16 protein-coding genes are annotated in these 18,895 nt (G+C 71.2%); 10 read left to right on the forward strand and 6 right to left on the reverse strand.

Annotated features, from left to right (window positions below):
• Positions 1 to 408: 408 nt before the first annotated feature.
• A complete protein-coding gene (locus ADL03_RS16035) occupies positions 409 to 2,466 on the forward strand; it encodes an elongation factor G-like protein EF-G2 (RefSeq protein ID WP_053734395.1) in 2,058 nt (685 codons plus the stop codon).
• A 54-nt stretch (positions 2,467 to 2,520) separates the two neighbouring features.
• Here the strand turns inward: ADL03_RS16035 and ADL03_RS16040 are convergent, their stop codons facing one another.
• Together ADL03_RS16040 and ADL03_RS16045 are read right to left on the reverse strand one after the other, a co-directional pair.
• Positions 2,521 to 4,017 (reverse strand): CoA-acylating methylmalonate-semialdehyde dehydrogenase, encoded by a 1,497-nt coding sequence (locus ADL03_RS16040; RefSeq protein ID WP_053734266.1) that lies wholly within the window; start codon positions 4,015 to 4,017, stop codon positions 2,521 to 2,523.
• Positions 4,014 to 5,297, reverse strand: coding sequence for an aspartate aminotransferase family protein (locus tag ADL03_RS16045; RefSeq protein ID WP_053734267.1), 1,284 nt, complete (start codon positions 5,295 to 5,297; stop codon positions 4,014 to 4,016). Before ADL03_RS16045 ends, ADL03_RS16040 begins: the two co-directional genes overlap by 4 nt.
• Positions 5,298 to 5,404: 107 nt before the next feature.
• On the opposite strand from ADL03_RS16045, the gene ADL03_RS16050 reads away from it, so the two are divergent.
• Positions 5,405 to 6,997 (forward strand): PucR family transcriptional regulator, encoded by a 1,593-nt coding sequence (locus tag ADL03_RS16050; protein ID WP_053734268.1) that lies wholly within the window; start codon positions 5,405 to 5,407, stop codon positions 6,995 to 6,997.
• Between the two features lie 37 nt (positions 6,998 to 7,034).
• Here ADL03_RS16050 and ADL03_RS16055 read toward each other — a convergent pair whose 3' ends face one another.
• A complete protein-coding gene (locus tag ADL03_RS16055) occupies positions 7,035 to 7,454 on the reverse strand; it encodes a hypothetical protein (protein WP_053734269.1) in 420 nt (139 codons plus the stop codon).
• A 129-nt stretch (positions 7,455 to 7,583) separates the two neighbouring features.
• On the opposite strand from ADL03_RS16055, the gene ADL03_RS16060 reads away from it, so the two are divergent.
• The 4 genes from ADL03_RS16060 to ADL03_RS16075 are packed head-to-tail and all read left to right on the forward strand — an operon-like array spanning position 7,584 to position 11,207.
• Positions 7,584 to 8,291 carry a MerR family transcriptional regulator gene (locus ADL03_RS16060; protein ID WP_053734270.1) on the forward strand — a complete coding sequence of 236 codons (708 nt, stop codon included), beginning with the start codon at positions 7,584 to 7,586 and terminating at the stop codon, positions 8,289 to 8,291.
• Positions 8,292 to 8,336: 45 nt separating this feature from the next.
• Entirely contained in the window at positions 8,337 to 8,945 is a 609-nt protein-coding gene (locus tag ADL03_RS16065; protein ID WP_053734271.1) for a bifunctional 2-polyprenyl-6-hydroxyphenol methylase/3-demethylubiquinol 3-O-methyltransferase UbiG, read from the forward strand.
• Positions 8,946 to 8,993: 48 nt separating this feature from the next.
• The gene (locus tag ADL03_RS16070) at positions 8,994 to 10,625 is read left to right on the forward strand and encodes a tetratricopeptide repeat protein (protein ID WP_053734272.1); all 1,632 of its coding nucleotides are present in this window, start codon (positions 8,994 to 8,996) and stop codon (positions 10,623 to 10,625) included.
• A 57-nt stretch (positions 10,626 to 10,682) separates the two neighbouring features.
• Entirely contained in the window at positions 10,683 to 11,207 is a 525-nt protein-coding gene (locus tag ADL03_RS16075) for a hypothetical protein (protein ID WP_053734273.1), read from the forward strand.
• Here the strand turns inward: ADL03_RS16075 and ADL03_RS16080 are convergent.
• A complete protein-coding gene (locus tag ADL03_RS16080) occupies positions 11,167 to 11,895 on the reverse strand; it encodes a hypothetical protein (protein WP_053734274.1) in 729 nt (242 codons plus the stop codon). The genes ADL03_RS16075 and ADL03_RS16080 overlap by 41 nt on opposite strands.
• A gap of 213 nt (positions 11,896 to 12,108) precedes the next feature.
• On the opposite strand from ADL03_RS16080, the gene ADL03_RS16085 reads away from it, so the two are divergent.
• Genes ADL03_RS16085 through ADL03_RS16100 form a run of 4 tightly spaced genes read left to right on the forward strand, consistent with a single transcriptional unit; the run spans position 12,109 to position 16,783 of the window.
• Entirely contained in the window at positions 12,109 to 13,557 is a 1,449-nt protein-coding gene (locus ADL03_RS16085; RefSeq protein ID WP_231641919.1) for an NCS1 family nucleobase:cation symporter-1, read from the forward strand.
• Positions 13,558 to 13,562: 5 nt separating this feature from the next.
• Positions 13,563 to 14,396, forward strand: coding sequence for a nitrilase-related carbon-nitrogen hydrolase (locus ADL03_RS16090; protein ID WP_197288386.1), 834 nt, complete (start codon positions 13,563 to 13,565; stop codon positions 14,394 to 14,396).
• The gene (hydA, locus tag ADL03_RS16095; protein WP_053734276.1) at positions 14,393 to 15,778 is read left to right on the forward strand and encodes a dihydropyrimidinase; all 1,386 of its coding nucleotides are present in this window, start codon (positions 14,393 to 14,395) and stop codon (positions 15,776 to 15,778) included. Before ADL03_RS16090 ends, hydA begins: the two co-directional genes overlap by 4 nt.
• A gap of 12 nt (positions 15,779 to 15,790) precedes the next feature.
• Positions 15,791 to 16,783 carry a TIGR03842 family LLM class F420-dependent oxidoreductase gene (locus tag ADL03_RS16100; RefSeq protein WP_053734277.1) on the forward strand — a complete coding sequence of 331 codons (993 nt, stop codon included), beginning with the start codon at positions 15,791 to 15,793 and terminating at the stop codon, positions 16,781 to 16,783.
• 40 nt (positions 16,784 to 16,823) lie between these two features.
• On the opposite strand, the gene ADL03_RS16105 is transcribed toward ADL03_RS16100, so the two are convergent.
• Positions 16,824 to 17,774: an NUDIX hydrolase gene (locus tag ADL03_RS16105; RefSeq protein WP_053734278.1), complete on the reverse strand. Its 951-nt coding sequence runs from the start codon at positions 17,772 to 17,774 to the stop codon at positions 16,824 to 16,826.
• The gene (locus tag ADL03_RS16110) at positions 17,771 to 18,883 is read right to left on the reverse strand and encodes a glycosyltransferase family 4 protein (RefSeq protein WP_053734279.1); all 1,113 of its coding nucleotides are present in this window, start codon (positions 18,881 to 18,883) and stop codon (positions 17,771 to 17,773) included. Before ADL03_RS16110 ends, ADL03_RS16105 begins: the two co-directional genes overlap by 4 nt.
• Positions 18,884 to 18,895 lie beyond the last annotated feature (12 nt).

The raw sequence follows: 18,895 nt of genomic DNA on the forward strand, positions 1-18,895 counted from the left end.
CCCGCCGCGCTGGCAACGGGGGCCACACGCCCAAGCCGGACCACTCCACCCGCCAGCAACTCACCCGCCGCGCTGGCAACGGGGTCCGCAAGCCTCAGCCGGGCCGCTTCACCCGCTAACCCGCCGCTCCACCCGCCAGCCGCCCCGCCCAGCGACCGCGCCACGGGTGCACACCCCAAGCCCGACCACCCCAACCCCACACCGGGCCGCCCGCGCCCAAAACACCAGGTCCCAGCCCCAGCACCCCACCCTCCACCCCCGCCGAAACGGCCCCACGACGAACGACCGGCACGAGGTCGGCCCGGCTGGGTGGTGGCGCGTGCACGGAGGCGTCCACTTGGGTTCCCGCACTTGTACGACGAGGTGAACGGGTGTGAGATCGAACACTACGACTTGACGGAGGTCGCCATGGGAAGCAAGGGCTCCGACAACGGGACATCGGCAGGCGCGGTCGCTGTGGACGACCCGGCCAAGGTCCGCAACGTCGTGCTCGTCGGTCCGTCCGGCTCGGGCAAGACGACGCTCACCGAGGCCCTTCTCGCTGCCACGGGTGTGCTGACCCGCGCGGGGTCGGTCACCGAGGGGACGACCGTCTGCGACCACGACCCGGCGGCGGTGCGGCAGCAGAGGTCGGTGGGGCTCGCGGTCGCGCCGGTGCAGCACGGGGACGTCAAGATCAACCTGATTGACACGCCCGGATACGTCGACTTCGTGGGTGAGCTCAGGGCAGGGCTTCGGGCCGCGGATGCGGCCCTTTTTGTTGTCAACGCGTTCGAGGGTGTGGATGCGGCCACGGTGGCGTTGTGGCAGGAGTGTGCGTTGGTGGGCATGCCGCGTGCTGTTGTCATCACGCGCACGGACCACCATCGTGCCGATTTCGGCACGGAGGTGCTGGCGTGCCAGGCGGCGTTCGGTGCCGGGGTGGTGCCGTTGTACGTGCCGGAGGGTGACCGGCTCGTCGGGTTGCTGACGCAGGGTGGCGACCACCCGGAGGAGCGTGCGGCGTTGATCGAGGGGATCATCGCCGAGAGCGAGGACGAGACGCTCATGGACCGGTACCTGGCCGGTGAGGACATCGACCAGGACACGTTGATCGCCGACCTGGAGACCGCTGTCGCGCGCGGCTCCTTCCACCCCGTGATGCCCGTGTGCGCCGCCACCGGGATGGGGTTGACCGAGCTGCTCGACGGGATCGCGCGGGCGTTTCCGTCGCCGTTGGAGCACACGGTTCCCGAGGTCACCTCCATCGACGGCATTCCGCAGCCCCGCATGGCCGCCGACCCGGACGGGCCGCTCGTCGCCGAGGTGGTCCGCACCGCCGTGGACTCCTACGTCGGCCGCGTGTCGCTGGTCCGCGTCTTCTCCGGCACGCTGCGGCCCGAACGGCCGGTGCACGTCTCCGGGCACGGCATGGCCGACCGCGGGCACGAGGACCACGACACGGACGAACGCGTCGCGCACATCTACTCGCCGTTGGGCGCGAACCTGCGTGAGGTGCCGTACTGCGTGGCGGGCGACATGTGTGCGTTGACCAAGCTGACCACCGCCGAGACCGGTGACACCGTGTCCGCGCCGGAACAGCCGCTGCTCATGGTGCCGTGGGACATGCCGGAGCCGTTGCTGCCTGTCGCGGTCGTGCCGCGCACACGCAGCGATGAGGACAACCTGGCTCGCAACCTCAACCGTCTCGTCGCCGGTGACCCCACGCTGCGGCTGGACCGCAACGCCGAGACCCACCAGCTGGTCCTGTGGTGCATGGGCGAGGCGCACGCGGACGTGGTGCTGGCCAGGCTGCGCGCGGGCGGCGCCGAGATCGACACCGAACCGGTGCGGGTGGCGTTGCGCGAAACCTTTGCCGGAACGGCGAAGGGGCACGGCCGGCACGTCAAGCAATCTGGAGGTCACGGCCAGTACGCGGTGTGCGACATCGTCGTGGAACCGCTCCCCCGTGGCTCCGGCTTCCAGTTCGTCGACAGGATCGTCGGCGGCGCGGTGCCGAACCAGTTCATCCCCTCGGTCGAGAAGGGTGTCCGCGCGCAGCTGGAGAAGGGGCTGCACGACGGCACGCCGGTGGTCGACGTCCGGGTCATTCTCGTCGACGGCAAGGCGCACTCGGTCGACTCGTCGGACGCGGCGTTCCAGACCGCGGGCGCGCTGGCGTTGAAGGAGGCCGCGGCCACCGGGCGCACGCAGCTGCTCGAACCGATGGACGAGGTCGCCATCCGGCTTCCCGACGAGCACCTCGGCACCGTGCTGGGAGACCTGTCCGGGCGGCGTGGCCGGGTGCTCGGCACCGAGTCGGACGAGGGCGGGCGCACGGTGATCCGCGCGGAGGTGCCGTCGAGCGAGCTGCTGCGCTACGCCATCGAGCTGCGCGCGCTGACGTCCGGCACCGGCACGTTCACCCGCAGGTTCTCGCGCTACGACCCGATCCCGGAGGCGCTGGCGGCACGCGCGAGCAGGTAGCCGCCAGCGCGTCGAGCAGGGCGCAGACGCGTCTCTTGCCCACCTCGCCCGAGGCTAGGTGTTCTGCGGGAACCCGAGGTTGACCCCGCCGTGCGACGGGTCCAGCCAGCGGGAGGTGACGACCTTGGAGCGGGTGAAGAAGTGCACACCGTGCGGGCCGTAGGCGTGCGCGTCACCGAACAGCGACTCCTTCCAGCCGCCGAACGAGTAGTAGGCCACCGGCACCGGGATCGGCACGTTCACGCCGACCATGCCGACCTCGACCTCGTTCTGGAAGCGGCGCGCGGCACCGCCGTCGTTGGTGAAGATGGCGGTGCCGTTGCCGTAGCGGTTGCTGTTCACCAGCTCCACGGCCTCCTCGTAGGTCGCCGTGCGCACGACCGACAGCACCGGGCCGAAGATCTCGTCGGTGTAGATCGTCATGTCCGCGCCGACGTGGTCGAACAGCGTCGGGCCGAGCCAGAACCCGCTCGCGTCGCCCTCGACCGGGTGGTCGCGGCCGTCGACCACGAGCGAGGCACCGGCGGAGACGCCCGCGTCCAGGTAGGACGTCACCTTGTCCCGGTGCGCGCCGGTGACCAGCGGGCCCATCTCGCACGACGGACCGGAGCCGACCCGCACGTCGGCGATCCTCGTCTTGATCTTCTCGACCAGCTCGTCGCCGGCCGGGCCGACCGCCACGACCACCGAGATGGCCATGCACCGCTCCCCCGCCGAGCCGAAGCCCGCCGAGACCGCGGCGTCGGCGGCCAGGTCGAGGTCGGCGTCGGGCAGCACGACCATGTGGTTCTTCGCGCCGCCCAGCGCCTGCACGCGCTTGCCGTGCGCGGTGCCGGTCTCGTAGACGTACCGCGCGATCGGCGTGGAGCCGACGAACGAGATCGCCTTGACCACCGGGTGCTCCAGGAGCCGGTCGACGGCCACCTTGTCGCCGTGCACGACGTTCAGCACACCGTCCGGCAGGCCCGCCTCGGCGAACAGCTCTGCGATGAGGACCGACGCCGACGGGTCCTTTTCGGACGGTTTGAGCACCACGGTGTTGCCGCAAGCGATTGCGGTGGGCACGAACCACAGCGGCACCATCGCGGGGAAGTTGAACGGCGAGATCACGCCCACCACGCCGACCGGCTGCTGGATCGAGTAGACGTCGACCTTCGTGGAGGCGTTCTCGCTGAAACCGCCCTTGAGCAACGCCGGGATGCCGCACGCGTACTCGACCGACTCCAGCGCGCGCTGCACCTCGCCGGCCGCGTCGGACACCACCTTGCCGTGCTCGGAGCTGACGAGCTCGGCCAGCTCGCCCTTGCGCGCGTTGAGCAGCTCGCGGAACTTGAACATCACCGTCGAGCGCTGCGCCAGGGAAGCGTTGCGCCACTGCGCAAACGCTTCCGCGGCCACCTCGACCGCCCTGTCCACTTCGGACACCGACGCGAACGCGACCTGGTTGGCCACCTTGCCGGTGGCCGGGTCGTAGACGTCGCCGGTGCGGTCCGGCGCCGCCTCCCAGTGCCTGCCGCCGATCCAGTGCCTGATCATCCCGGTCTCCGTCATGCCTTCGCCACCGCCTGCGCGAGGATGCCGAGTGCCTCTTCGAGCTCGTCCCCGGTCAGCGTCATCGGCGGGGCGAGGCGGATGACGTTGCCGTAGAGGCCGCCCTTGCCGACGAGCAGGCCGAGCGCCCTGGCCTCGTTGAGCACGGTCGTGGCGGCGGCGGCGTTGGGCTCGCCCTCCGGCCCGACCAGCTCGACGCCGATCATGAGGCCCTTGCCGCGCACGTCGCCGATCACCGGGTGCTTCTCGGCCAGCTCGCGCAGGCCGCCGAGCAGCCGCGAGCCGAGCTTGGCGGCGTTGGCCTGCAGGTCGTGGCCGAGCAGGTAGTCCAGGGTCGCGAGCGCGCCGGCCGTGGAGACGGGGTTGCCGCCGAACGTGGAGATCGAGTTGGCGTTGATCGTGTCCATCAGGTCGCCGCGGGCGACCACGCCGCCGATCGCGAGGCCGTTGCCCAGGCCCTTGGCGAACGTCATGGCGTCCGGCACCACGTCGTGCGCCTGGATGCCCCAGAAGTGCTCGCCGGTGCGGCCCCAGCCGGTCTGCACCTCGTCGGAGACGAAGAGGATCCCGTACTCGTCCAGGACGTCCTTGAAGGCGCGGAACAGGCCGTCCGGGGGCGAGGTGAAGCCGCCGACGCCCTGGATCGGCTCGGCGATCATGCACGCGACGTCGCCGGACGTGGTGGTCTCGATGATCTCGCGCAGGTCGTCGACGCAGGCCTTGACGTAGTCGGCGTCGCTGAGCGCGCGGAACGGGCCGCGGTAGCGGTAGCCGCCGTGCACCCAGCTGACCTTGATCGGGGAGAGCGCGGACGCCGACCAGCCGCGGTTGCCGGTGATGGCGACCGTGGCGAACGCACGGCCGTGGTAGCTGTTGCGCAGGGCCAGCACCTGCTCGCTGCGCCGGGCCTGCGTGGCGAGCATCAGCGCGGTCTCGTTGGCCTCGGTGCCCGAGTTGGTGAAGAACACCTTGGCGTCCGGGATGCCGCTGAGCTCCGCGATCTTCTCGGCCAGTTCGACCTGGGACCTGATCAGGTAGAGCGTGGAGCTGTGCAGCACGCCGGTGTCGAGCTGGGACCGGATGGCGTCGCTGATCTCGGCGACGTCGTAGCCGATGGCGTTGGTCAGGATGCCCGCGAAGAAGTCGAGGTAGGTCGTGCCCTCGCGGTCGGTCACCCGGCGCCCGCTGGCGCTCGCGATCTCGATGGGCTCGTCGTAGTAGAGGGCCAGCCACTTCGGCATCACCGCGCGGTGCCGTGCCAGCAGCTCCTTGTGGGCCATCACGTCCTCCAGGGGTCTCCACCTGTCTCGGGAGTCTGCTGCGGTGGCCGGTCCGCCGCCATGTACAACCTGTACCCGGATCGGCTGGTCGGCATTACGTTGTGTCCATGTACCCGACCGTCGCCGAAGTCGTCGCCCTCCCGGTGATCCGGCAGGGGAAGCCACGCCTGGTGGCCGGGTCGGCCGGCCTGTCGCGCCGGGTCCGCTGGGTGCACGTGGCGGAGATCGCGGACATCGCGCCGCTGCTGCGCGGCGGTGAGCTGGTGCTGACGACCGGTGTGATGCTGCCCGAGTCGGGGCTGGCCCGCTACGTCGAGGAGCTGGCAGCGGTGGGGTGCGCGGGACTGGTCGTGGAGCTGGGGCGGCGGTGGCGCGACGACGTGCCCGCCGCGCTGGTGGCCGCGGCGGAGCAGCACGGGTTGCCGCTCGTGACGCTGGCCACCGAGACGCGGTACGTGGCTGTGACGGAGGCGGTCGTGGGGCTGATCGTGGACGCCCAGCTGGCCGAGCTGCGGGCCGCGGAGCAGGTGCACGAGACGTTCACGGCGCTCACGGTCGCGGGCGCCGAGCCGTCCGAGGTGCTGCGCGAGGTGGCGCGGACGTCGGGGCTCGCGGTCGTGCTGGAGACGCTGGGGCACGACGTGCTGGCCTACGACGCGGCCGGGCACGACCCGGTGCTGCTGCTCGACGACTGGGCGGCGCGGTCGCGCGCGGTGACGGTGACCGAGCGGACGTCCTACCACGCGGGCTCGGGGTGGCTGGTGACGATCGTCGGTGCGCGCGGCGCGGACTGGGGGCGGCTGGTGCTGGTGTCGCCGGAACCACCGCCGCACCGGCACGTCGTCGTGGCCGAACGGGCGGCGTCCGCGCTGGCAGTGCACCGGCTCGTGGCGCGCGACCGGGAGTCGCTGGAACGGCAGACGCACCGGACGTTGCTGGCGCAGCTGCTCGGCCAGTCCCCCGCCTCACCCGACCTGGGCGCGCGGGCGGCGGCGCTGGGGGTGCCGCTGGAACGCCGCCAGCTGATCGGCGTGGCGGTCCGGCCGGTGTCCGTCGGACTCGGGCAAACGCTTGCGACACAGGAGGTCCTGCGTGACCTCGCCGAGGCCACGGCGTTGGCCGGGCGGCGGGTCACGGTCGCGGCCCTGGTCGGCGTCGTGGACGACACGTCGGTGCGGGCGCTGCTGTCCGTGCCGATGACCGTGGGCGTGGAAGGCGTGCTGCGCAAGGTCGCGCGCGAGATCCACCGGACGGCGGCCGGTGCCGTGGTGATCGCGGTGGGCACGACCGTGTCGTCCACAACGGACGTTCGCCGGTCGCTCGGCGAGGCCGCGCACGTGGCCGGTGCGGCGTTGCGGGCGCCGGGATCGCAGCTGTACCACCGGCTCGCCGACGTCCGGCTGCGCGGGCTGTTGCACCTGCTGCGGGAGGACGAGCGGGTGCGCGCGTTCGCGGACCGCGAGCTGGGGCCGTTGCTGGCGCGCGACGCCGCCCAGGGCTCACGCCTGGTGGAGCTGCTGCGGTGCCTGTGCGAGAACGGCGGCAACAAGTCGGCGGCCGCGGCGGCCGCGCACCTCTCGCGCACCGCCTACTACCAGCAGCTGGCGCGGATCGAGCAGGTCCTCGGCGTGTCGCTGGAGGACCCGGAGTCGGTGCTGTCGCTGTACGTGGCGCTGCTGGTGCACGAGATGGGCCCGTGACCGCGTCGGCACGGGCCCATCCGCCGGGAGGCGTTGCTCAGCCGTTGATCGTCGGCAGGATGCCGGAGAGCACGGTGTTGGTCGGCAGGTCCGACGCGTGCGGCGTCTGCAGGTCGCCGAAGTGCGTGCCGCCGAGCAGCGAGTCCGTGCCGGGCAGGCTGGACAGACCGGGCAGCGCACCGAGCTCGGGCGCGGCAGTGCTGGGCAGCGTCCGCTCCTGCGGGACCGACAGCTGCGCCGTGCGCTGACCCACCGGCGCGGTGACGGTCGGCAGCTTGACGGTCTTGCCCAGCGACTTGACGTGCTGCGTGGCGTCGGTGATCAGCTTGTCCGCGCCGACGTCGGGCACGCCGCCGTCGACCGCGGAGAGCTCGTCCGCGTGGGCCGTACCCGCCAGCAGCGGGGCGGCACCGACGGCGAGCAGGGCAGCGGCACGGAACAGTCCGGAACGAGACACAGTTTTCCTCAATCTGGTTTTTGGGGACCGATCTTCGTTCTCATCGGCACGTTCGGTCCGGTGGTTTATCCGCTCGATGGTGTGATCGAGGGTTGAACCTCACGCGGCGGGAGGTCCTACGGTCGTGGTGTGACCCGTTGGAGCATCGGTGACCTGGCCAAAGCATCCGGCCTGACCATCAGGACCCTGCACCACTACGACGAGATCGGCCTTGTCGTCGCGTCCGAACGCACGACGTCCGGTCACCGTCGGTACACGCCCGCCGACGTCCGCCGCCTCTATCAGGTGAGATCCCTGCGTCAGCTCGGCCTCTCCCTGGCGGAGGTGCGGTCCGCACTGTCCTCTTCGGACTCGCTGCGCCCGCTGTTCGAGGCCCAGCTCGCGGCCCTGACCCGGCAGGCCCACCGGGTGGAGGCACTGCGCTCCCGGATCGCGGCCCTGCTCACCGAGGACTCACCGGAGTCCCTTCTGTCCACTTTGGAGATGATGTCCGTGTACGAGAGCTACTTCACCGCGGACCAGCTGTCCGACCTGCGCACCCGCGCCGCCGCGATGGGCGGTGAGGCCGTGGAGGCGTTGAAGGCGTCGTGGCTGGAGCTGGTCGCGCAGCTGTGCCGGCACCTGGCCGACGGCACCCCCGCGACCGACCCGCGCGTCGTCGAGCTGTCGCGGCGGTGGGACGCGCTGGGCGCCCGGTTCACCGGGGACGACCCGGCGATCAAGGCGGCGGCGCAGCGGTCGTGGGAGGAGAACAGGGCGGCGATCAGCGCGCAGATGGGGTGGCCGGCGGACGACGGGCTGCTCGACTACGTCGCGGCGGCCCGCGCCGCCCGTTAGCCCGTTCCACCCCCGGTTCCCGGGCCGGTTGGGTAGAACGGGTGCATGTCCGCTGACGACGACGCCCGCCGCCTGGCCGCCGCCAACCCTTCCGGGTGGTTCGAAGACCTCTACGCGGAGGCCGACGCCGGCACGGCCGCCGTCCCCTGGGACAAGACCACCCCGCAACCCGACCTCGTCACCTGGGCCGCCGGGCGCGACGGCACCGGGCAGCGCGCGCTCGTCGTGGGCTGCGGCTACGGCCGTGACTCGGAGTTCCTCGCCACGCTCGGTTTCGACGTCACCGCGTTCGACATCTCCCCCAGCGCGATCGCCGCGACCCGCGCGCGGTTCCCGGACTCGCGGGTCTCCTACGAGGTCGCCGACCTGCTGAACCCGCCCGCCGCGTGGCACCGGGCGTTCGACCTCGTCGTGGAGAACATGACCGTGCAGGCGTTGCCGGTCTCGCTGCACGCCGAGGCGACCTCCCGCGTGGCGTCGCTGGTGGGGTCGACGTTGCTGGTGCTCGCCGTGGCGCGGGACGAGGGTCCGGAGCCGGACGGTCCACCGTGGCCGTTGACGCCGTCCGAGGTCCTGGCGTTCGAGACGGACGGGCTGGCCGCGCGGTCGGTCGGGCGGCTGAACGGCCGGTGGGTGGCCGAGCTCGGGCGTTGACCGCGTGGAATTCCCGTTGTGCCAGAAGGAGAATGGCACACTGTTGCGGTGAACGAGGTGCACGTCAACCACGGGCAGGTCGTGCAGGCCGGCCACATCGGCAGTGTGCACGTCACCACCGCGGCCGCCGCCATGCCGCTGACCGCGCTGGACGGGCTCGCGCCCAGTTCTCCGCTCTTCGTGGGGCGGGCCGGGGAGCTGTCCGCGCTCGCTGACGCCGGCCTGGTCGTGGTGTCGGGCCTGGCCGGTGTCGGCAAGACCGAGCTGGTGCTGCGGCACGCCGAGGAGCACGACTTCCCCGGTGGCCGGCTGTTCTGGAACTTCCACGGCTACGACGACGCCCGCCGCACCACCGCCTCGGACGCGCTCGGCTCGTTCCTGCGCGCGCTCGGCGTCGTCGACGTCCCGGCCGCCGAGGCCGACCGGGCCGCCCTCTACCGCTCACAGGTCGCCGGTCGCGAGCGCATGCTGGTCGTCCTCGACAACGCCTCCACTGCCGCGCAGGTCCGGCCGCTGCTCCTCGCGCGCCACCAGGTCGTGGTCACCAGCCGGCACCGCCTCACCGGCCTGGACGGGGCGGTGTTCCTCGACCTCGGGGTGCTCGGCGAACCCGAGGCGACGGCGCTGGTCGGCGACGCCGGGCTCGCGCGGTTGTGCGGGCGGCTGCCGCTGGCGTTGTCGATCATGCGGGCGCTGCGGGCGAGCGATCCTGGCAACGACTGGGCGGGCGAGTTCCGCGAGGCCCGGCTGAGCGTGCTGGTGAACGACGACAGGGACGTGCGCGCCGCGTTCGACCTGTCCCACCAGCAGCTCTCACCCGAGCAGCAACGCTTCTTCCGCCTGCTCGCGCTGCACCCCGGCGACACGCTGACCGTGGACGGCGCGGCGGCGCTCGCCGAGCTCGGCCCGGCGGTGGCGAAGCGGTTGCTGCGCGAGCTGCGCACGGCCAGCCTGGTCGACCACCAGAACCGGTTCCACGACCTGATCCGCGCCTACGCGACCGAACGCGCCGAGGCCGAGCCCGCCGCCGGCCGCGCCGCCGCCGAGGACCGGCTCATCCGGGCTTTCGGGCAGCGCGCGCTCGCGACGATCACCAGCTTCGGCGAGCCGGGTGCCGTGTGGTTCGAGGAGCACGTCCGAACGCTGACCGCGGTCGCCGCGATGGCCCGCGAGTCCGGCCGCACCGCCGAGTCGGTCGTCTTGGCGTGGGCCCTGACCGACTTCATCGGACTGCGCACCGGAGTCGCCACCAGGCCCGTCAACCTGACCGAGACCGGCTGGGATTCGGCGGTGGCCCGTGCGGCGCGGCTGATCGGTGCGTCGAGCGAGTTCATCAGCAGTGCGCACGCCAGGTCTCATGTCTCGCTCACCTTCCACCAGGTCGGCCTGGTGGCACGCACGCAGGCGGAGTTGGGTCTCGCGTCGGAGCACGGCGACGAGGCGCTCGTGGCCGCGCTCTCCTCGGTGCTGGGCCTCGTCCACCTGGGCTTGGGCGACTACGCGAAAGCGATCGCGTACTACGAGGTCGCGCTGGACACGCCCGCGGTCGTCACCTCCGACCCCACCTACCTGGTGGGCCTGCACAGCGGCATGGCCGATGCGCTGCGTGGCGCCGGTCGCCACGACGAGGCTGCCGCTCACCTGCTCCGGGCAGCGGAGATCACCGAGCGGACGAGCTGACCCGATCTGGCCTTGAACTGGCAACTTATGGCGACTTTCCGGCGCATAGCGTGAGTCATGCTCGTTCGTCGGCTCCTCGCCCGCCTGCTCGACTGGCTCCTCGTGCTGGTCGTGTCGTGGCCGCTGGTCCACGAACCCGTCGTGGTCGTGGCCGCCGCCGTCCTCTACGACGCGGCGCTGCTCCGTCTCACCACCCTCGGCAAGGCGCTGACCGGTCTGCGGGTCGTCGGCCCGGCCACCGGGTTGCGGAACAGCAGGGTGCTGGCCCGCGCGCTGGTCACCACCGCGGTGCCCGGTGCGGGCGTGGCGCTGGTGCTGGCCGGGCTCGGGTGGCGGGAGCCGGCGTTGCCGGCGGCGCTGGGGTGGCAGCAGCCGTGGGTCGTGGCCGGGGAGCACCTGGGCGCCGGGTGGACGGGGTGGCTCGGGCCGTTGCTGCTGGCCGGCGGGCTGGCGTTGGTCGCGCTGTCGGCGGTGGAGTCGCTGGACCTGCGGGGCACGCGGACGTGGCACGACCGGAAGGCGGGCACGGCGGTCGTGCGGCTCAAGCACCTGCCCGGTGGCCTGCGAGGTGCTCGCCGATGAACCGCACCGCCTCGGGCAGGACGCGGCGCCAGTAGCCGGTGTCGTGCGCGCCGTGGTCGAAGGAACCGACCTGCGCCCGCGCCGTGCGCGCCAGCTCGGCGGCCGTGTCGTGGAACGGGTCCTCGCGGCCGCACCAGATGCCGACCGGCGAGTCGATCGACGCGGCGTGCCGCAGCGGTTCGTGGGCCTCCCAGACCTCGCGCGAGGCGAAGCCGTTGATGTGCGCGGCGTCCTCCCACGAACCGAACAGGGCCGGGCTGATCGCCGCCACCGCCCGCGGCCGCTGACGGGTGGCGATGTCGAGCACGCCGAAGCCGCCCATGGAGATGCCCAGGCACGCCTCGAACGGCACCGGCGGCACCAGGTCCACCCAGTAGTCCTCACCGCCCTGGACCACGGCGAACCGCAGCTCGAACCCGGACGCGGCGAGGAAGCGGGGCAGGCCGAAGTCCTCCCACCACCGCACGCTGCCGCCGCGGCCGTGCAGCACGAGCACGACAGGTCCGGCGGTGCCCATCCACGCACCCCACGGCGTCGGCGACACCGGTGCGGGCGGCACGTCGGGCACCACGCCGTCCGGGCCGGTCCAGCCGAGGAAACGGCGGCCGCGCGGTGTCAGGGCTCCGGCCACGCCCGCTCCCGCCAGGCCCGCGCCGCCGAGCACCAGGGTCCGTCTGGAGATCCCCATGCGGCGAGTCTGGCACGCAACGCACACAATGTGCGCCGATCATGCGAAGCGTGGACACTCTGACACTGCCACGCACCTGACGCCGGACCCAGGATTCCGGGATGGAACCGACCGCGTGGGCGTTGTTTCAGCAGCGTAACAGGGGGTTGAACGATGGCAGCTGAGGTCTCATCGCCCCAGGTCACACCCGATGGCCGCGTCGAGCTGAGCGACGTGGGTCCCATCCGGGACAGCAGGTTCTACAACCCCGAGCTCGCGCCGGTGCCGGTCGAGCAGCGGACGTGGACGACGTACAACTTCTTCGCGCTGTGGATGGGCATGGCGCACAACATCCCCAGCTACACGCTCGCCGCGAGCCTGATCGCGCTGGGGATGGACTGGGTGCAGGCGTTCCTCACGATCACCCTGGGCAACCTCATCGTGCTGGTCCCGATGCTGCTGAACAGCCACGCGGGCACGAAGTACGGCATCCCGTTCCCGGTGTTCGCGCGGGCGTTCTACGGCATCAGGGGCGCGAACCTGGTGGCGCTGCTGCGTGCGTTCATCGCGTGCGCGTGGTTCGGCATCCAGACCTGGGTGGGTGGCAAGGCGCTGCACGTGATCATCGGCCGGCTGGCGGGCGACGGGTGGGTCAAAGCGTCCGAAGTGGGCGGTCAGCCGTGGACGTTGTGGTTGTGCTTCTTCGGGTTCTGGGTCGTGCAAATGCTGGTGATCTGGCGCGGCATGGAGGCGATCCGGCGGTTCGAGAACTGGACGGCGCCGCTGGTCAGCGTCGGGTTCCTGATCCTGCTGGGGTACGTGCTGGTCAAGGCCGGCGGGTTCGGGCCGATCCTGCACAGCGACAGCAGGCTCGGGTGGGGACCGGACTTCTGGAAGGTGTTCTTCCCCTCGCTGATGGGCATGATCGCGTTCTGGTCGACGCTCAGCCTCAACATGCCCGACTTCACCCGGTTCGGTGGCAGTCAGAAGAAGCAGGTCACCGGGCAGGTCCTCGGGCTGCCGACCACGATGTCGTTCATCGCGATCGTGGCGATCCTGACGACGTCGGGGGCGCAGGCGCTCTACGGCGAGGCGATCTGGGACCCGGCGGACCTGGCGTCCCGCTTCGACAACACGCTGCTGGTGCTGATCGCGTTGCTGTCGCTGGTGCTGGCGACGATCTCGGCCAACCTCGCGGCCAACGTGGTCAGCCCCTCCTACGACTTCTCGAACGCGTTCCCGCGGCGCATCACGTTCGCGGTCGGCGGCCTGATCACCGGCGTGGTCGGGGTCCTGATCCAGCCGTGGCGGCTGATCTCCGACCCGGGCATCTACATCTTCGCGTGGCTCGGGTTCTACGGCGGCCTGCTGGCGAGCGTCGCCGGGGTGTTCGTCGCCGGGTACTGGGTGATCAAGAAGACCCGGCTGCACCTGCGGGACCTCTACCTCGACGGGCACGGCGCGTACTGGTTCAACGGCGGCTGGAACTGGCGGGCCGTGGTCGCGACGCTCGTCGGCGGCGTGCTCGCGGTCGGTGGCGCCTACGGCGGACCGTTCCCCGCTGGCGGCCTGATTCCGTTCCTCAAGCCGCTCTACGACTACAACTGGGTGGTCGGCTTCGCGGCCGGCTTCCTGGTTTTCCTCGCTCTCAAGGACAACACGACGAAGGAGACGACCAGGTGAGCAACATCATCCGAGCCGCGCTCGTCCAGCAGAAGTGGACGGGCGACAAGGAGTCGATGATCGCGAACGCGGTCGAGCACATCCGCAACGCCGCGTCGCAGGGCGCACAGGTGCTGTGTCTCCAGGAACTGTTCTACGGCCCCTACTTCTGCCAGGTGCAGGACGCGGACTTCTACTCCTACACCGAGGCGATCCCGGACGGCCCGACGACGGCGCTGATGAAGGAGGTCGCCGCGCAGAACAACATCGTGCTGATCGTGCCGATGTACGAGCAGGAGCAGCCGGGCGTCTACTACAACACCGCCGCGGTGATCGACGCCGACGGCACCTACCTCGGCAAGTACCGCAAGAACCACATCCCGCAGGTCAAGGGCTTCTGGGAGAAGTTCTACTTCAAGCCGGGCAACCTCGGGTACCCGGTGTTCGACACCGCGGTCGGCCGCATCGGCGTCTACATCTGCTACGAGCGCCACTTCCCCGAGGGCTGGCGCGCACTCGGGCTGGCCGGCGCGAAGATCGTGTTCAACCCGTCGGCCACCAGCAGGTCGCTGTCGGAGTACCTGTGGCGGCTGGAGCAGCCCGCGGCGGCCGTGGCCAACGAGTACTTCGTCGGCGCCATCAACCGGGTCGGCGTGGAACCGCTGGGCGACAACGAGTTCTACGGCCAGACGTACTTCGTGTCGCCGCGTGGCCAGCTGATCGGTGAGGCCGCGTCCGACACCGAGGAGGAGCTCGTGGTGCGCGACCTCGACCTCGACCTGCTGACCGAGGTCCGCGACACGTGGGCGTTCTACCGCGACCGCCGCCCCGACACCTACGAGGGCCTGGTGACGCCGTGAGCACCCTGATCCGCAACGGCCTGGTCATCAACGCGACCGGCTCGCACGCCGCCGACGTGCTGATCTCCGGCGAGCACATCGCCGCGCTGGTGACGCCCGGCTTCGAGGTGCACGCCGACGAGGTGGTCGACGCGGCCGGGAAGTACGTGATCCCCGGTGGCATCGACGTGCACACGCACATGGAGATGCCGTTCGGTGGCACGCAGTCCGCCGACACGTTCGAGACCGGCACGACCGCGGCGGCGTGGGGCGGCACCACCACGATCGTCGACTTCGCGGTGCAGCCCAAGGGCTCCTCGCTGTTGTCCACATTGGACAGGTGGCATGCCAAGGCGGACGGCAACTGCGCGGTCGACTACGGCTTCCACATGATCATCTCTGACGTGACCGACCAGTCGCTGAAGGAGATGGAGTCGTGCATCGCCCAAGGCGTGAACAGCTTCAAGATGTTCATGGCCTACCCCGGTGTCTTCTACGCGACCGACGGCGAGATCCTGCGGGCCATGCAGAAGGCCCGCGAGACCGGCGCCACGATCATGATGCACGCCGAGAACGGCATCGCGATCGACCAGCTCGTGGCGCAGGCGCTGGCGTCCGGGCTGGGCGACCCGGTGCAGCACGGCCTGACCCGCCCGCCGGAGCTGGAGGGCGAGGCCACCTCCCGCGCGATCCAGCTGGCCCGCGTCACCGGTTCGCCGCTGTACATCGTGCACCTGTCCGCCGCGCAGGCACTCGACGCCGTGACGGCCGCGCGGGACACCGGCCAGAACGTGTTCGCCGAGACCTGTCCGCAGTACCTCTACCTGTCGCTGGAGGACCTGGCGCGGCCGGGCTTCGAGGGCGCGAAGTACGTGGCCTCTCCCCCGCTACGGCCCAAGGAGCACCAGTCGTCGCTGTGGCGCGGGCTGCGGACCAACGACCTGTCCGTGGTCAGCACCGACCACTGCCCGTTCTGCTTCAAGGACCAGAAGCAGCTGGGCGTCGGTGACTTCTCCAAGATCCCCAACGGCATGCCCGGCGTCGAGCACCGCGTCGACCTGCTGCACCAGGGCGTCGTGAAGGGCGAGATCACCCGCGAGCGCTGGGTGGAGATCGTCGCCACGACCCCGGCACGCATGTTCGGCATGTACCCGCGCAAGGGCGTGATCGCTCCGGGCGCCGACGCGGACGTCGTGGTCTACGACCCCGCCGCGCAGCAGACGATCTCCGCCGCGACCCACCACATGGCCGTGGACTACTCGGCCTACGAGGGCTTCGACGTCACCGGCCGGGTGGACACCGTGTTCTCCCGCGGCCGCAAGGTGATCGCCGACGGCGCCTACCACGGTTCGACGGGCCACGGCCGCTTCGTGTCCCGCGACCTCAACCAGTACCTGGTCTAGGAAAGGAACGCCGTGGACTTCGGCATCGTGCTGCAGACCGACCCGCCGGCGCGGGACGTGGTGGAGGGCTTCCGCGCCGCCGAGGACTGCGGCTTCCGCTACGGCTGGACGTTCGACTCGTGCGTGCTGTGGCAGGAACCGTTCGTCATCTACTCCCAGGTGCTGGCCGCCACCCGCGACCTGGTCATCGGCCCGATGGTCACCAACCCGTCCACCCGCGACTGGTCGGTGACGGCGTCGCTGTTCGCGACGTTGAACGACATGTTCGGCAACCGCACGGTCTGCGGCATCGGCCGCGGCGACTCGGCCCGCCGCGTGATCGGCCAGAAGCCCGCGTCGCTCGCGACACTCGGCGACGCGATGCACGTGATCAAGGAGCTGGCCGAGGGCCGTTCCGTCGAGCACCACGGCACGGCGGTGCAGATCCCGTGGGTGCGCAACGGAAAGCTGGAGATGTGGATGGCCGCTTACGGTCCTCGCGCGCTGAAGATGGTGGGCGAGCAGGCCGACGGGTTCATCCTCCAGACCGCGGACCCGGACATCGCGCGGTGGACCATCGGGTCGGTGCGCGAGGCGGCCGTCGCGGCGGGGCGTGATCCGTCCGCGATCACGATGTGCGTGGCGGCACCGGCGTATGTGGGAACCGACGTGGAGCACCAGCGCGACCAGCTGCGGTGGTTCGGCGGGATGGTCGGCAACCACGTCGCGGACCTCGTCGCGCGGTACGGGGACTCGGGTGTGGTGCCGAAGGCGCTGACCGACTACATCAAGGACCGGGAGGGCTACGACTACGCGCACCACGGCAAGGCGGGCAACCGGTCGACGGACTTCGTGCCGGACGCGATCGTGGACCGGTTCTGCCTGGTGGGACCGGAGTCGGCGCACGTGGACCGGTTGCAGGAGCTGAAGGAGATCGGGGTCGACAACTTCGCGCTGTACCTGATGCACGACGAGAAGGACAAGACGCGCGACGCGTACGGGTCGGCGGTGATTCCGGCGGTGTGATGCGGAACCGGACGGCCCGCGCTCGCCGCGGCCGGCGTCGCTACCGGATCGTGCGGAGCGTGCCGTCCCACTCGCCCGAGGTGAGCGCGGGCAGCAGCTCCGCCAGCTGCACCGGGTAGACGGTGTCGTCGGTGGCGGCCAGCTCCTGCGCGGTCCACCAGCGGAACGCGGAGATGCTGGTCTCCTCGACGTCGTTGAACCCGGAGGTGTCCACGGCGAGCTCGGCGACGGAGGCGTGGAAGAACCACTCCTCGGCGTCGAAGGTCTGGCCGTCGAAGCTGAACACCGCCCTGCGGCGCCAGACGGGGCCGGTGAGGGCGTCGGGGGTGATCCTCAGGCCGGTCTCCTCGAAGGCTTCGCGGACGGCCGCGTCGCGCAGCTCCTCGTCGCCCTCGACGCCCCCGCCGACCGTGAACCAGAAGAGCTCCTGGGGACGGGCGGGGTCGAAGCCCTGGAACAGCAGGACGCGGCCGGCCGGGTCGGTGAGGACCACGCGGGCGGACGGGCGTGGCGTGAGCATCACGGCGTCGGACGGTGCGGCGGGTTCGGCGATCTCGAAGTAGGAGGGCTGCTGGGCAGTGCCGGCCAGGCGCAACCAGCGGACGACGCGGCGGCGGCGTTGGAGCAGGGTGTCGCGGACGGCGTCGTTGTGGACGCGGCGGGCCAGCACCACGCGTTCCTCGGCGTCGGCCAGCTCGGCGGCCAGCGCCGGTGCCAGTGCGGAGCGGTCGACCGCGGCGAGCAGGCCGGACAGCTCGTTCTCGGCGAGCTCGCGGTCGGCACGCGACGCCGACTCGGCGCGGGAGGCGGCGGCGGACAGCGACGGGTCGAGCAGGGCGCGGGTCACGACGGTGCGGCGGGCCAGTGCGGCGTCGAGGGCGGCCCAGGCGGCGTCGGTGCGCACGTGCAGGCGGTCGAGGCGGTTGGCGATCGCGAGGATCCAGGCGGAGAGGAGGAGCGCGACCAGGACGACGACGAGGACGGTGGTCATGCCTCGCCCACCCGGCGCGGATCGGCGGCGATGGCGGTCTCGTACACGCGCAGCACCTGGCCGGCCACCACGGACCAGTCGAAGGTCTGCACGCGCTCGGACGCCAGCGCCACGTACTCGGCCCGCAGGGCGCTGTCCCGCAGCACCGAACGCAACGCGTCGGCCAGCCCCGCCGCGTCGCCGACCGGGAACAGCACGCCCGCCTTGCCGTCGTCCAGCACGCGGCGGAAGGCGTCGAGGTCGGAGGCGACGACGGCGGTGCCTGCCGACATGGCCTCGGTGAGGATGATGCCGAACGACTCGCCGCCGGTGTTCGGGGCGACGTAGACGTCGACGCTGCGCAGCATGCGGGCCTTGTCCTCGTCGCTGACCTGGCCGAGCAGGTCAACGCGGGTGGCGAGCGGGCCGGTGAACTCGTGCTCACCGCGGCCCACGACGACCAGGCGCAGGTCGGGGAACTCGTCGGCGATCAGGCCGAAGGCCTCCCAGAGGATCGGCATGCCCTTGCGGGGTTCGTCGTAGCGGCCGACGAACCCGATGGTGCCGCCGGGGCGCGGGTAGCCGTCCAAAGTGGACGCCGAGGCGAAGAAGTCGACGTCGACGCCGTTCGGGATCTCGACCGCGTCACCGCCGAGGTGTTCCACCTGGACGCGGCGGGCCAGCGCGGAGACGGCGATGCGGGCGGTGACCTTCTCCAGGAACGGCTGCAGCACGCCCTGGAAGGCGGCGAGCATCTTCGAGCGCGGGGTGGAGGTGTGGAACGTGGCGACGATGGGGCCGTCGGCGACCACCAGGGCCAGGAACGACAGGGACGGTGCCGTCGGCTCGTGCAGGTGCAGCACGTCGAAGGAGTGGTCGTCGATCCAGCGGCGCACGCGCGCGTAGGACACCGGGCCGAACGAGAGGCGGGCGACGGAGCCGTTGTACGGGATGCCGACGGCGCGGCCTGCGGAGGTGACGAACGGGGGCAGCGACCGGTCGTCGTCGGCGGGGGCGAGGACGTTCACGTCGTGGCCCAGGCCGATCAGGGCGCGGGCCAGGTCGACGACGTGGGCCTGCACGCCTCCGGGCACGTCGAACGAGTACGGGCAGACGATTCCGATCTTCACCTGGACACGACC

It is taken from the genome of Nocardia sp. NRRL S-836, assembly GCF_001279525.1.
GTDB lineage: Bacteria > Actinomycetota > Actinomycetes > Mycobacteriales > Pseudonocardiaceae > Lentzea.

Bases quoted from the DNA above. Each gene is read 5' to 3' on its own strand.
- ADL03_RS16080 (WP_053734274.1), bottom strand. From the start codon at position 11,895: ATGGGGATCTCCAGACGGACCCTGGTGCTCGGCGGCGCGGGCCTGGCG.
- ADL03_RS16040 (WP_053734266.1), bottom strand. From the start codon at position 4,017: ATGACGGAGACCGGGATGATCAGGCACTGGATCGGCGGCAGGCACTGG.
- ADL03_RS16065 (WP_053734271.1), top strand. From the start codon at position 8,337: ATGTCCGCTGACGACGACGCCCGCCGCCTGGCCGCCGCCAACCCTTCC.
- ADL03_RS16105 (WP_053734278.1), bottom strand. From the start codon at position 17,774: ATGACCACCGTCCTCGTCGTCGTCCTGGTCGCGCTCCTCCTCTCCGCC.
- ADL03_RS16050 (WP_053734268.1), top strand. From the start codon at position 5,405: ATGTACCCGACCGTCGCCGAAGTCGTCGCCCTCCCGGTGATCCGGCAG.
- ADL03_RS16035 (WP_053734395.1), top strand. From the start codon at position 409: ATGGGAAGCAAGGGCTCCGACAACGGGACATCGGCAGGCGCGGTCGCT.
- ADL03_RS16075 (WP_053734273.1), top strand. From the start codon at position 10,683: ATGCTCGTTCGTCGGCTCCTCGCCCGCCTGCTCGACTGGCTCCTCGTG.
- ADL03_RS16045 (WP_053734267.1), bottom strand. From the start codon at position 5,297: ATGGCCCACAAGGAGCTGCTGGCACGGCACCGCGCGGTGATGCCGAAG.